The 13,464-nt window shown below is 70.2% G+C and carries 11 protein-coding genes; 7 read left to right on the top strand and 4 right to left on the bottom strand.

Annotation, left to right across the window (positions count from 1 at the left end; all coding sequences use genetic code 11):
* Window positions 1-224 precede the first annotated feature (224 nt).
* The 3 genes from ATL45_RS06040 to ATL45_RS06050 all read left to right on the top strand — a co-directional run bounded on the left by ATL45_RS06040 (window position 225) and on the right by ATL45_RS06050 (window position 3,435).
* On the top strand, window positions 225-1,298 hold the full coding sequence (locus ATL45_RS06040) for a sensor histidine kinase (protein WP_143121592.1): 1,074 nt from the start codon (window positions 225-227) through the stop codon (window positions 1,296-1,298).
* The gene (locus ATL45_RS06045) at window positions 1,295-1,948 is read left to right on the top strand and encodes a response regulator (protein WP_093149993.1); all 654 of its coding nucleotides are present in this window, start codon (window positions 1,295-1,297) and stop codon (window positions 1,946-1,948) included. The genes ATL45_RS06040 and ATL45_RS06045 overlap by 4 nt, the downstream gene beginning before the upstream one ends.
* A gap of 83 nt (window positions 1,949-2,031) precedes the next feature.
* Complete coding sequence (locus ATL45_RS06050) at window positions 2,032-3,435, top strand: alpha/beta fold hydrolase (protein ID WP_093149991.1); 1,404 nt, start codon at window positions 2,032-2,034, stop codon at window positions 3,433-3,435.
* Here ATL45_RS06050 and csb2 read toward each other — a convergent pair whose 3' ends face one another.
* The 3 genes from csb2 to ATL45_RS06060 all read right to left on the bottom strand — a co-directional run bounded on the left by csb2 (window position 3,436) and on the right by ATL45_RS06060 (window position 5,841).
* Entirely contained in the window at window positions 3,436-4,113 is a 678-nt protein-coding gene (csb2, locus tag ATL45_RS06055; protein WP_093149987.1) for a type I-G CRISPR-associated protein Csb2, read from the bottom strand.
* 129 nt (window positions 4,114-4,242) lie between these two features.
* The gene (locus ATL45_RS38740; protein WP_170210174.1) at window positions 4,243-4,407 is read right to left on the bottom strand and encodes a hypothetical protein; all 165 of its coding nucleotides are present in this window, start codon (window positions 4,405-4,407) and stop codon (window positions 4,243-4,245) included.
* A 162-nt stretch (window positions 4,408-4,569) separates the two neighbouring features.
* On the bottom strand, window positions 4,570-5,841 hold the full coding sequence (locus ATL45_RS06060) for a hypothetical protein (protein ID WP_093149983.1): 1,272 nt from the start codon (window positions 5,839-5,841) through the stop codon (window positions 4,570-4,572).
* A gap of 178 nt (window positions 5,842-6,019) precedes the next feature.
* On the opposite strand from ATL45_RS06060, the gene ATL45_RS06065 reads away from it, so the two are divergent.
* The 4 genes from ATL45_RS06065 to ATL45_RS06080 all read left to right on the top strand — a co-directional run bounded on the left by ATL45_RS06065 (window position 6,020) and on the right by ATL45_RS06080 (window position 12,736).
* The gene (locus ATL45_RS06065; protein WP_093149979.1) at window positions 6,020-9,709 is read left to right on the top strand and encodes a CHAT domain-containing protein; all 3,690 of its coding nucleotides are present in this window, start codon (window positions 6,020-6,022) and stop codon (window positions 9,707-9,709) included.
* 13 nt (window positions 9,710-9,722) lie between these two features.
* A complete protein-coding gene (locus tag ATL45_RS06070; protein ID WP_093149973.1) occupies window positions 9,723-11,309 on the top strand; it encodes an Hsp70 family protein in 1,587 nt (528 codons plus the stop codon).
* A gap of 135 nt (window positions 11,310-11,444) precedes the next feature.
* A complete protein-coding gene (locus ATL45_RS06075; RefSeq protein ID WP_093149969.1) occupies window positions 11,445-12,074 on the top strand; it encodes a hypothetical protein in 630 nt (209 codons plus the stop codon).
* 2 nt (window positions 12,075-12,076) lie between these two features.
* Window positions 12,077-12,736 (top strand): RES family NAD+ phosphorylase, encoded by a 660-nt coding sequence (locus tag ATL45_RS06080; RefSeq protein WP_093149966.1) that lies wholly within the window; start codon window positions 12,077-12,079, stop codon window positions 12,734-12,736.
* On the opposite strand, the gene ATL45_RS06085 is transcribed toward ATL45_RS06080, so the two are convergent.
* Window positions 12,733-13,377, bottom strand: a complete 645-nt coding sequence (locus tag ATL45_RS06085) for an MOSC domain-containing protein (RefSeq protein WP_093149963.1) — start codon at window positions 13,375-13,377, stop codon at window positions 12,733-12,735. The genes ATL45_RS06080 and ATL45_RS06085 overlap by 4 nt on opposite strands.
* Window positions 13,378-13,464 lie beyond the last annotated feature (87 nt).

A 13,464-nucleotide genomic window follows, 5' to 3' on the forward strand; every position in this document is an offset into this window, starting at 1 on the left:
GTCGGAGCGAATCCAGTGCGGCGTCGAGCCAGTCGCTGCGGGCGAGAACCGTCGCGTTCCTCCACCGCTCGGCGATCACGCTCCGTTTCCGCTGGTCAGGACCGTGAGTACTTCGGGATGCCATAGCCTCACAAAACACTCACGGGCCACCACCTGCGGAAACGGAGCCGCAGATATCCCGTCCGGCAGATGTGCGCGGTGCGGGCTTCGGCGATGCTGGCGGGATGCGTGATGTTGTGCGCTGGTGGCGGCGGTTGGCCGACCGCACCCAGGACGCTCTGCTCGCGGCGCTGGCCGCGGTGCTCTCGCTCTGCCTTCCGGTGCTCGACCCCTCGGCCGCCGGCGAGATCGGGCCGGTGTGGGTGCTGCTCGTGCTCGGTGCGTGCGCGCCGCTGGCCCTCCGTCGGCGCCTGCCGCTGACCAGCGCAGCTGTTTCCGCAGGTGTGGTCAGCCTCGGTGTGGTGCTCGGCCAGCCGCAGGCGGGAGTGATGGTGGCGCTGGCGGCGATCGGTTCGGCGGCCTACCACCGGGAGGACCGCTGGCTGGCGCTCGCCCTCGGCTCGGCGATCTGGATGCTGTTCAACATCGTGCTCGCCTACGAACCGCTGCAACCGCTGGACCTGGTCGCGATAGCAGGCACCGCGGTCGCGCCCGTCGCGCTCGGATACGCGCTGCGGTTGCAGAAGAGCCGCGCCGAGCAGCTCGCGCGTCTGCGGGAGGCCCAGGTCAGGCAGGTGTGGGCGGAGGAGCGCGCCCAGCTGGCCCGCGATGTGCACGACGTCGTCGGGCACCACCTGAGCGCGATCCGGATGCAGGCCGTCGGATCGCGGAAGGCCCTCACCGGGACCGAGGCGGACGGCGTGCTGACCACCATCGCGACGCTGTCCGCCGAAGCGCTGCAGGAGATCCGCCAGCTCCTGGACGACAACGAGGAACCGCCCGACCTGGACGCGCTCGTGGCCAGGCTGCCCGGCCGGATCGACGTGCGCGGGACGCTCCCAGCAGATCTGCCCCGCGACGTGCGGCACTGCGCTTACCGCGTCGTGCAGGAAGCGCTGACGAACGTGACCAGGCACTCCAGCGCCGACGAGGCCGAAGTGCGGATCGCCGACGACGAGGAACACCTGGTGATCACAGTGGACGATCAGGGCCACGGCGTGCCGGGCCCTGCTGGACGCGGCTTGCGCGGCATGCGGGAACGGGTGGAATCGCTCGGCGGCAGCGTCGCCGCAGGCCCGCGCGAACCGCGCGGCTGGCGGGTCCGCGCCCGGATCCCGACACGCGGAGGAGCGCGATGACCAGGGTGCTGATCGCGGACGACCAGGCACCGACCCGCGACGGGCTCCGGATGCTGCTGACCGGTGAGCCCGGCATCGAGGTGATCGGGGCGGCGGTGGACGGCGCCGATCTCGTCGCGCTGGCCGAGCGGCGCGATCCCGACGTGGTGCTCACCGACATCCGGATGCCGCGCATGGACGGGCTGGCCGCGATCCGGCACCTGATGTCGCTCGCACCGCCTCCGGCCGTCATCGCGCTGACCACGTTCGACCTGGACGAGTACCTGTTCGGCGCGTTGCAGGCGGGCGCGGTCGGGTTCCTGCTCAAGGACAGCGATCCGGCGCTGTTCGTCGAGGCGATCCGGGCCGCGGAGCGCGGTCAGGGGCTGATCGACCCGCAGGTGACCCGTCGCCTGGTGCACCGCTTCGCCGCCACCTCACCGCGACCGGCGACCGCGGAGCTCGACGAGCTGACCGCGCGGGAGCGCGAGGTGCTGGTCGAGCTGGCCCGCGGCCTCAGCAACGCGGAGATCGCCGCCGTCCTCCACATCGCACCGGGCACGGTCAAGATCCACGTGGCGCGCATCCTCGCCAAGCTCGGCCTGGCGACCCGCGTGCAAGCGGTGATCTACGCGCACCGGCACGGCGTGGTCACGTGGGACGACGCGTGAAGATATGCCCCGCGGCAGATGCCCTCAGCGCACGCCACGCCTAGCTTCGCTCCCGAGGACGAAACCACTTGGGAGCAAAGGAAATGAAGAGAGCGATCACCGTCGCGGCGGCGGCCCTATGCTTGTCCGGATGCGCAACGGCGACGGCGGAACGGCAGCTGGCGTGGCAACCGTGCGCAGGTGAGGACGACCCGGTCGGCTACGAGTGCGCGGAGGTGGAGGTCCCGGTCGACTGGGCCGCTCCGCACGGCGCGAAGCTGTCGCTGCGAATAGCACGCCTGCCCAGCACCGACCCGGCGCAGCGAATCGGATCGGTGGTGTTCAACCCCGGCGGCCCAGGAGCATCCGGCATCGAGGACCTCAAGGCCGGTGCCGACAACGTTACCGAGCTGCGGGCCCGGTTCGACGTGGTGACCTGGGAGCCCCGCGGCTCGTGGCCGACCTGGAGCCAGGCGCAGGAAGAGGCCTGCGTCACGACCGGTCCGGAATTCACCTTTCCCCGCAACCAAGCCGAATTCGACGCCAAAGCAGCGGAGAACGCGGCACAGGCCGACCGATGCCGCGAGCTCGCGCCCGAGCTCTACGACAACATGGACTCGGCCTCGCACGCCCGGGACCTCGACGCGATCCGCGAGGCCCTCGGCGAGGAGAAGCTGAACTACTTCGGGCAGTCCTACGGCGGCGTGATCGGCGTGTCCTACGCACGGCTGTTCCCGCAGCAGGTGCGCACGATGTTCCTGGACAGCATCGTCAACCACACGGCCTCGGACGAGCGCGCGGACGAACTGCGGGCTCTGGAGCGCACGGACCTGTTCAACCGCTTCGTGGACTGGTGCGGCGAAACGGAGACTTGCAGCATGCGCGGTGAGGACGTGCGCGCGGTATGGCGCGACTTGCTCGCCGAGGCCGACCGCGCGCCCATCCCGGTCGCGGGAACCGAGCTCGCCTACAGCGCCTTCGACCTGGAGAACGCGATGCAGCCGTTCCTCGGCGTGAGCCGCTACGCCGAGCTCGACCAGGCGATCGCGGCGGCCCGCAACGGCGACGCGACGGTCTTCACGATGCCGTCCCAGGGCCGGAAACCGTGGCACCCCAACGCAATGCTGGCAACCCAGTGCGCGGACGGCTTCACCTACCGCACCTACGAGGACTTCGAAGCCGCGCAGGAACGTGCCCGCCGCCTGACCCCGGACTTCCCGCACGCCCTACCGGGCCTCCAGACGACGTGCTTGGGCTGGCAGGCCACCAACCCGCGAGGCCCGCTGAACGGCGAGAACCTGCCGCCGATCCTCGGCGCGGCCGGGGCGAACGAGCTCCTGACGACCCGCGAGGTGGCATCCCACGTGCCCGGTTCGACGGTGATCGAGTTCCCCGGCGTCTACCACGGCCTCTACATGGCGGCGGGCAACCGCTGCGTGATCGACCACGCGAACCGCTACTTCACCGACGCGACCCTCCCGCCGGAAGGCACCGTCTGCGAAGCCTGATCAGGGGCGAGGCGCGCAGAGCCCCATCCCGAGGTAGCGCTGCGCGCCGAGCAGCACCGGCCCGTGCACCGGTGTCGGGAACTCCAGCAGTACGTGCATGAACGGCCGCGGCCCCTTCTCCTGCCGAGCCAGATCCCGCCGCCCGAGGAACGCGCCGCCACGCAACATCGGATCACGCCCAGCGGTGACGGACGTCGGCTCAGGCAGCCCGGCGCGCAGGCAGGCGCGGCCGATCTCGGCCTCTTCCTCGCTCCGGCCGGAGAACCGGTCGAGCACCATCGGCGTCACGCTGGCCCACCGCCGCGACCGCCGAAGCCACCACTGCGCATCCAACGGCGTCCCCACAACACTGCGCCGCCGCAACCGCAAGTGCGCACCGGACAGCCGGAGCTGGAAGCCCGCCGCCAGCGCAGAACCAACGGCTTCGGTCAGGTCCGCCCGATCCTCGGGAACCAGCACCCCGACACCGAGCACATCGCCGGTGGCGTCGGAATGACCGGCGTCGATCAGCGGCAGATAAGCGACGTGCGGCTTCCCATCGGCGCCGTGCCCGCTGATCTCCGGAGGAATCGGATCGGCCACCCGGCTCATCACGGTCTTCCGAAGGCACACGGCGACAGCACCGGCCATCCGCCCCCGAACCGAGATGTGCTGCGGAAACGCAAAAGTCGCGATCACACCGAACCACCTCGGAATCCCAGAGCGCAGCGTCGCCGATCATTTCCCAGAGCCAAGCTAGCACCATTCAGCGCGCGCAAAATCGTGCACGGCAGGATCCTGACAAAACACAACGGATTGGTATCGAGATCACCGAACCGGCAACACCAACAGCACATCTTCAGGACCGCGCGAAATAAGGCGGTTAATCGGGAACAGCTTCAGAGAAAACAGAAAAAGCAGCCCGTGGTTAACGTTTGAGCATTCGCCTTCTGGTTTCACACGCGTTCTTCCCAGCATCTGCAGGTCGGTCACAACACCCCTTGCAACACTCCAACCGGATTCCAGCAAACGGGCCCGCCTCTGAACCGCCCGCCCACCGGACGGCGGTAACGGTCGAACGCCGTTCAGACGTGCGAAGGCGGCCCGGCCGCCCAGCAGCAGATGCCGTGGCGTCCGGGCCGCTTCACGTTCAGGTCAGGGTCGCGGGGTGCTGTAGATGATCCGCTTGTCCGGGTGTTCCGTCACTGTCCAGAGCTCGTTCTTGCCCGGCCAGAAGGACAGGTCCTCCACGCCGATCGCCACTTCTTGTTCCGTGCTGTCCGTGGTCAGGACTCCGATTCCCTTGGCCGCTTGGAGGTAGCCCGGGCCGGTGTCTCCGTTTCCGGTGCTGCTCAGGTACCAGCGGCCGACGGTCGACACCGCTCCCTGGACTCGGGGCTTGGGGAGGCGGTGGGCCGCCGTTGCTCGCCACTTGCCGTCCGCGTCCAGCTTGGGTTTGCCCGTGTTGCCGTCCATGGGCCATTCCGCGACCCGGCCGTAGGTGTTCGGGTCGTCCTGCTTCGCGCAGTACTCGCCCGTCACCAGGGCGTCCGGGGTCGGGCTGCGGTCCAGGGCGAGGTAGGAGAACTTCTGCGGGCCGCTCGGGTTGCACTTGTGCTCCGCCGGGAAGTCCGCCAGGCCGCCCGGGTTGGAGTAGCCCGCGACCTGGGGCATCACGTAGCGGTAGCCGTAGCTGTAGTACTTGCCGCTCTGGCGGCCCATCTGCTTGCCGTCGGTGACGTCGCCGTTGGTGGCAGACTTGATGTCGAAGATGTAGCGCATGTCGAACACGCGGATGCCGCGGCGGGTGTCCGCCAAGTACAGGTAGTTGCCGTACCAGGCGATTCCGCCCGCGTGGACGGCGCTTCCGTCACCGGCCTGCGGCGTCGTCAGCGCCTCGTAGCTCGGGTTGCCGTAGGTGTTGGTGTACGGGTAGGCCAGCAGGACGTGCTGGTAGTTGCCCGTGGCGGGGTCGAGGAACGACACCCGGGCGCCCTTGACCGGATCCGTCTGCTTGTCGTACCAGCTGACCAGGATCGCCTGCTTGGTGCCCCACTGCTGGTCTTCCTGGGCGTCGGCGACCGTGGTGATGCCCTGCGGCATCCACTCCGTGGTCGCGTTGTCTCCCGCGTTGAAGCAGAACTTCCGCGTCAACGGCCACTTCATGGTGTCCAGCGCCGGGGACGTGCAGTCGGCGCCCTTCGGGGCGTCGGTGCGGTTCGCCTGCTCCAGGATGTTCTGCACGCCGAGCTTGGGCAGTTCCGCGTCGAGCTGGTCGACGATGCCCTGGAGGTTGCCGTTGGTGGGCTCCAGCACGAAGTCCGACAGCGCCGGTGGCGTGGCGGCTGCCGAGGCCGATGCGGGTAGTGCTGCGGTCGTCATCGCCGCGGCCAGGGCCACGGCGGTCACCAGATGTCGCTTGCCCACGTGCGTCTCCTCACTGCAGGGACATCGAGATCAAACCTGTGTATTTTGCCCTGTTCTCCCGGAAAAAGCAGCACCGCGAACCGTCTGGCTCAGCGCGATGTTCTGGGCCGTTCGCGGGAACTTTCCCATCAGCCGCCGCATCCAAGCAGTAGGCTCTGCGACGGTAGGAAGGGACGGGATGGCGGGCGAACTCGACGAGGAGATCGCGCAGCGCTACGCCCAGCTCGGCGAGGAGCTGGACGACGAGACCGCCTACCAGCTGCTGGTGGAGCTCGCGGATCTGCTGCTCCAGCGGGCGCAGAAGACCGGCACCGACGTGGACGAAGTGCTCACGGTCGCAGGCAGTCTCCTCGAAGTCCTGGCCGAGGACTCCCCCGCTCGCGCGGCACCTCTGTACCAGCTCGGGCTCGCGCACGCCCTGCGCGGCGAGTGCGGCGATACCGCCGAATTCCGCACTGCGGTGGGCTATTTGCAGCAGCTCCGGCCGTTGGTCGACGATCCGGAGATCATCGGGCGGATCGGCCTCATCACCGGTCAGATGGTGCTCAGCCTGACAGCGTTCGAGCACGTCGACTCGGCTCTCGCCGATCTGAGCACCGCGTTCGAGCAGCTGCCGGAATCGCCGCTGCGGTCGCAGATCCGGTTCGTGCGCGGGTCGATGCACCTGACCCGGTTCATGTCCGCCGGGGGCGACGACTCCGAGCACCGGGCCGCGGTGGAGGATCTGACCGCGGGTCTCCGGGAGCTCGACGATCCGCACGCCGTCGACAGTTGCCACACCGGCCTCGCCTACCTGCTGCTGACCAGGAACATCCCGGCCGAGCTCCGGCACGGGCAGCTCAACGCCAGCATGGTCAACGGGCTCACCCTGCAGGTTTCACCGGAGGAACTGGCCGAAGCGCGCGAGCACCTGGAGGCGATCGCCGACACCTCGGACGGCTCCATCATGATGCTGCGGACGCTGGTCAGCGCCGCCAGCAAGACCGACGAGTCGACCGCATCCGACTGGGAAAACGCGATCGACGATCTCGATCGAGTCTCCCGTTCCTGGGACGAGGACCTGCCGGGCAGACCGGAGATCGACGCGCTCCAAGCCGCGATGGCCGCGAAGCTCGCCGAGGTCACCGGCGATGCCGAGGACACCGACACGGCCACCGCCCGGATCGCCGAGGCCGCTGCGGCGCTGCCCGCCGATCACCCGATGCGGCCGCTGCTGATCAGCGGACTGCGCGCCACCGCGCGGATGTCCGGCAGCAAACCCGAGGACCTCACCGCCGACGAGCACGCCGCCATCGTCCGCCGGCTGGAACAGGCGCTGGAGCACTTCGCCGACGACGATCCCGCGCGCGCCGAGGTGATCACGCCGCTGGCCAGCACGCTGCTGATCTCGTCCGCCTTCGACCGCTCCCGACAATCCCTCGGCAGGGTGCGGGAGCTCGCCGAGCAGGCGGTGCGGCGCGGCGAGACCGATCCGCTCAACGCCGGGATCAACCACTTCCTGCTCGCGGCCGCCGAAGGCGTTCACTCGATCAACTCCCGCGACACCGCTGCCGCCAGCGCCTCGGTGGAGCACCTTCGCCGCGCCGATGAGCTGCTGCCCGCCGACCACGGTCTCCGGCCGCTGCTCGCGCCGTGGCTGAGCTCGCTGCTCATCCAGCGGTACATGGCGTTCGGCAGCCAGGAGGACCTGGAGGCCGCCCGGTACTTCGCCTCCGGTTCCGGGCACGACCAGCACGCCGTCGCGCGGTTCGCCGAAGTGGCACGGCACATCTCGCCGCACTCGATGGACGCCGAGAAGGCCGAGCGCATGGAGGCCGAGTTGAGCGCGCTACTCGACGACCTCCCCGAGGACGACTGGTTGCGGCCACGGGTGTCGAGCATGCTCGGGTCGGTCCAGCTCATGAAGAGCGTCGTCTCCGGTTCCGCCGCGGATCCCGCTGCCGCCGACGCCGTGCTGGAAGCGCTGGACCAGGTTCCCGAGCACCACCTCGACCACACCAACGAAGTGCTCGGCGCCGCGATGACGTGCATCGGGCAGGGCACCGCCACTCGCGATGTCTCCATGCTCAACCGCGGTATCGCGATGATGACCGAGGTGTGCGCCAAGCCCGACCTGCACCCGCGAGAGCGGCGGGGCGCGTTGGAGGGCCTGGGCATCGCGCTGCGGGCCCGCTACGAGATCACCCGCTCGACACGCGATCTGAACAACGCCATCAACCGGTTCGAGCAGATCCTCCGCGAGTTCGAGCCGGAACCGGGCGCGTTCGAGACCGCGAACCTGCTGAACTCCCTGGCCGACAGCTACTTCACCCGTGGCGACAGCGCGCGCCGCGACCAGCAGCGCGCGGTGTCCAACGGGTTGGCGTCGCTGCGGGAGCGGGCGCGCAACGTGCTGCTGCAGAACAGCCCCCGGCGGGCGTTGGAGACCGCGAACACCGCGACCGGTGAAGCGACGGAGGTCAGCCACTGGTGCTTGGCCGTCGGGCAGCCGGAGGCCGCGGTGCAGGCGTTGGAGCTGGGGCGCGGCATGGTCCTGCACGCCTCGACCGTGGAGGCGAGCATCCCGACCCTGCTCCGGGAGCACGGGCACGGCGAACTGGCCGAGCGGTGGGAGGCCGAAGCGCCCGAAGAGCGACCGTGGGACGTCGGAAGTGCCGGTGTGATCAGGGTTTCCGATGCCGATCTGCCCAGCGATCTCCGGTATCGGGTGTTGCGCGCGCTCGAACCTGTTGAGGCGCAGTTGCTTTCGCCGCCACCGGTGGAGGAGATCGCCGCCGGGTTGCGCGCTTCGGCGACCAGGGCGCTGGTGTACCTGCTGCCCGGCGTCGTCGTGCTGGTCACCGCTGACGGTGAGGTTCGGCAGGTGATGTCTCCGCAGCTCAAGGAGGACGGGCCGGTCGCGCGGTTCGACCAGGCGCAGCGGGAACGCGCTCGTGGGAAGGACGTCGAGGAGGAGTGGCGAACCGCGCTGGCGGACGTGTGCGACTGGGCTTGGGCGGCGGTGCTGAACCCGGTGCTGGATCTGCTGGCGGGTTCCGGGCCGCTGCGGATCGTGCTGGTTCCGGTGGGCAAGTTCGGCGCCGTGCCGTGGCACGCCGCGCGACGGCGGGTGCCGGGCGGCAAGGTCCGGTACGCCTGCCAGGACGCCGTGATCTGCTACGCCGCTTCGGCACGGCAGTTCCTCGAAGCCGGTCGGCGGGAAGCCCGGCCCTGGGACAGCGAGCCCGTGCTGGTGCGGATGCCGGAGCTGCACTGGACCCAGCACGAGATGGGCCACATCCACCGCACGCACTACTCGCACGGCCCCTACCTGGGCAAACCGCGCGATCCTCGGCGCCGGGACCGGCAGCCGCCGCCGAAGCCCGCCGACGTGCTGGCGCTGCTGCCCAGCGCGTCGATGCTGCACCTGGCCTGCCACGCCGTGCCCGCCGAGCTGCCGGTGGAATCGGCGCTGCTGCTGGGCTCGCGGGAAGTGCTCCCGGTGCAGGACATCCTGCGGCAGTCGCGGGACAAGCCCGCCGGGGCGCTGGTGGTGCTCGCGGCCTGCGCCAGCGATCTGACCGACCGGCAGCACGACGAGGTGCTGACGCTGTCCACCGCGTTCCTCGCCGCCGGGGCCGTCGGGGTGGTCGGGACCCGGTGGGAGGTGGTGGACCTGCCCACTGCCATGTTCATGATCGTGTTCCACCACTACCTCAACGCCGGCTACCCCGATCCGGCGAGCGCGCTGCGGGCCGCGCAGCTGTGGATGCTCGACCCGCGGCGGCGCCCGCTGGACGGGATTCCCGGGGAACTGGGGGCTTTCTTCGCCGAAGTCGACCCCAGCGCGCCGCAGCACTGGGCAGCATTCACCTATCAGGGCCGATGAAGAAGGGAACCCGATGGCGACGTTCGGCATCGACCTCGGCACGACGCACTCCTGCATCTCCTACGTCGACGAGACCACCCGCCCGGTGATCGCCAAGAGCGCGATCGGCGAGGACACCACGCCGTCGGTGGTGTACTTCGAGCGGCCGGGCAGCGCGCTGGTCGGCACCGCGGCGAAGAACTCCGCGCTGCTCGCCCCGCACCTGGTGGCGCAGCTGGTCAAGCGGGACATGGGGCGCGAGGGCGTCGAGTTCACCTACCACCGCGAGCGGTACACGCCGGAGAAGATCTCCGCGCTCGTCCTGCGCGAGCTCGCCCGCGCCGCCGAGGAGAACACCGGTCTGGAAGTGCGTGATGTGGTGATCACGGTGCCCGCCCACTTCGGCATCGCCGAGCGCGAAGCGACCCGCCGGGCCGGCGAGATCGCCGGGCTGACCGTGCTGGACGTGCTCGCCGAGCCGGTCGCCGCCGCGCTGCACCACCACGTGCTCGACGACGCTCCGGGAACGCGGCACGTGCTGGTCTACGACCTGGGCGGCGGCACCTTCGACACCACCGTCATCCGGGTTTCCGGCGATGACGTCCAGGTGGTGTGCACCGACGGCGACGGCGAGCTGGGCGGCGCGGACTGGGACCAGCGGATCGTGGACCACCTGCTCAGCACGTTCCGCGACGCGCACCCGAAGCTGGATCCCAGCGCCGACGAGCTCGCCATGCAGGAGTTCGCCGACCGGGCCGAAGAGGTCAAGAAGGCGTTGAGCGCCACGATGTCCCGCAACGTCGCGCTGCGCGCCTCGGGTGCGGCGGTCAACGTGAAGTTCACCCGGGAGCTGCTGGAGGAGCTCACCGCCGACCTGCTCGATCGGACCATGGCGATCACCGGGCGGATCATCGACACCGCGCGTCGCAAGGGCGTCGAGCGGTTCGACGAGGTGCTGCTGGCCGGTGGCATGACCCGGATGCCCGCGGTCTCGGCCGCGTTGGAGGAGCGGTTCGGGCTGACCGCGCGGCTGTCCGAGCCCGACCTCGCGGTGGCCAAGGGCGCCGCGCTGTTCGCGCTGATCAAGCAGGCCAAGGGCGGTTCGGCACGGCAGCTGGGCATCACCGAGGCCGATGCCGCGGCGATGGCCCGCAAGCGGGTGGCGACCGTGGTGCCCCGGGCGTTCGGGGTCAAGGCCGTCGATCCGCGCGATCCGCTGGCGCTGACCGATCCGGTCCGGGCCCGGCAGATGGTCGCGCACCTGCTGCAGCCCAACACCCAGCTGCCCGCCGACACCGGCCCGTTCCCGTTCCAGACCGCCATCGACAACCAGCGGATGGCCGAGATCGAGGTCTGGGAGCAGGCCGGGCCGACGCCTTCCGACGATCTGGCCGACAACACCAAGGTCGGGCACGGCATGCTCACCGGCATCCCGGCGCGACCGGCGGGCTGCCGGATCGAGATCACCTTCGCCATGTCCGAGACCGGAGAGCTCACCGTGCACGCCGAGGAGAAGGAGACCGGCAACGATGTGCGCTTCGAGCTCAACATCGGCGGCGCGGACCGCAAGTCCGTGGCCAGGGCCCGCACCGACATCGCCGGTCACTCCGTCAGCGGTTAGGAGAGCGATTCCAGTGGAAAGTGCGGATCGACGGCGTGCCGGTGCCCGACACGCGGGTGCCGGTGGACGACTGTCCGCAATTTCAATGGAAATCGGACGTCTGATTTCCATTGAAATTGCGGCAGGGAGGTCGCGGTGAGCCAGCAGAAGATGTTGGACGCGCTCACCGCCGAGTGGGACGACGTGGCCGACCGGCTGGACCCGGAGACGTTCACCAGGCTGGTCTCGCTGATCGCCGAGCTGCAGGACGCCGACGCCGACACCTCCGCGATGGTCACCGAGGACATCGCTTCGCTCCTGGGCGACGTGCTGCCCGTCGAGCACCCGGTGCGGCGGGCGCTGGCCGAGCCCGTGTCCAGGTTCCGCCGTCCCGAGGTGGACTGGGACCGGCTGAGCACCGGGCTGCGCGACCGGCTGACCGGTTCCGCGCCGAGCCCGCGGCTGGACCAGCTGCTCGCGGTGGAATCCCTTGACGCGCAACAGCTCTCGGCCCTCGGCACCGACCCCGCCGACCCGGACCTGATCCGGCTGCCCGCCGAGGGCGGTGACCGGTACCCGGCGTTCCAGTTCGACGCCGACGGCACACCGCGCGCGCTGGTGCGCACCGTGAACCGGCACTTGCGGGTCACCGAGGACCCGTGGGGCGCGGCGGACTGGTGGCTCGGCCCGAACGACTGGCTGGGCGGGATCCCGGCGCGGCTGATCGGCCAGGTCGACGACACCGCGCTGATCGACGCCGCCCGCGACGAGTCGGCGGAGGTGTGAGCATGCCGCAGGCCACTCCGCCTCAGCAGTACGAGGCCACGCCGAACCGCTACGTCCTGCGCACCGACACCGCGCTGTTCCGGCTCCACGAGCGCAGGCGGCACGCCGCCGAGTTCAAGCCCGCGCACGTGAGCTTCGGCTCGCTGGGCGGCCGGTTCGACGGCACTCCGGAAGACCCGTTCCCCAGCTATTACGCCGGATTGCACGTGACGACGGCGTTAGCCGAGGTGCTGCTGCGCAACCTCGGGTTCGGCGCCGACGGGCAGCGGCTGATCCGCCGCGCGCAGATCGCCGGGCGGCGGTTCAGCGCGGTGCGCGCGAACCGGGAGCTGACGCTGGTCAGCCTGCTGGACGCACCGGATCTGGCGGCGGTGGCGCAGGATTCCTGGCTGGTCGACGCCGAGGGCCGCGACGCCTACCCGCACACCCGGCGGTGGGCGGTGTGGATCCGCTCGCAGGCGCCCTGGGCTGACGGGCTGATCTGGCCCTCGAAGCGGGACACCGGCAAACCCGCCGTGGTGCTCTTCGGCGATCGGTGCGCCGATGCGCTGGCCGATGCGGAACCGGAGCTGCAGATCGACCTGGACACGCCGATCGGCGAGGCCTGGCTGACCAAGATGCTCGCCCCGTACCGCGCCGGGGTCGCGCCGAGCCCGAACTAGTCGAGCACGTAGGGACTTCGCGCTGCCGCCCTGCTCCGGACGTCCTCGGGCAGCTCCGGGACGTCCACCAGCCGCGGCAGCAGTTCGGGCTGCGTGGTCAGCGCCCGGAACACCGTCCCGATCGTCACGTCGTGATCGGGCCGGTGCTCGACGTCGATGGCGTCGCCGGTGCTGATGCTTCCCGGCGCCACCACGCTCAGGTAGGCGCCGGGAACGGCCCGCTGGACGAAGGTCTTCACCCAGCCGCTCCGGTTCAGCCACACGGCGAAGGTCCGGCACGGGATACGGGGCACGGTCACCTGGAGCACGACGTCGCGGCCGATCCGCCACCGCTCCCCGATCAGCGCGCCCGTGACGTCCACGCCGCTCGTGGTGAGGTTCTCGCCGAACGCGCCGCACCGCAGCGCGCCCAGCTCGGGCTCCCACTGGTCGAGGTCTTCGCGCGCGTAGGCGTAGACGGCCTGGTCCCAGCTGCCGTGGTTGGCCGTGTCGCAGATCGTGTCACCGGCCAGCCCGCTACCGCCGGCTCGCGGCTCCCGCACCGCGACCGGCGTGTGCAGCGGGCGTTTGTCGATGCCGCTCTGCCCGGACTTCGCGGCGAGCGGACGAGCGATTCCGACGTTGACCGAGAGCGCGAGCATGCCCCGAACGCTAGGCCCGCGGCCGACACCCGCTCAACCGCTTTTCCGGGACGTTCGGCTCGGGCACCCGGAATCCAAGCGGGCGCT

The organism is Saccharopolyspora antimicrobica (assembly GCF_003635025.1).
GTDB lineage: Bacteria > Actinomycetota > Actinomycetes > Mycobacteriales > Pseudonocardiaceae > Saccharopolyspora > Saccharopolyspora antimicrobica.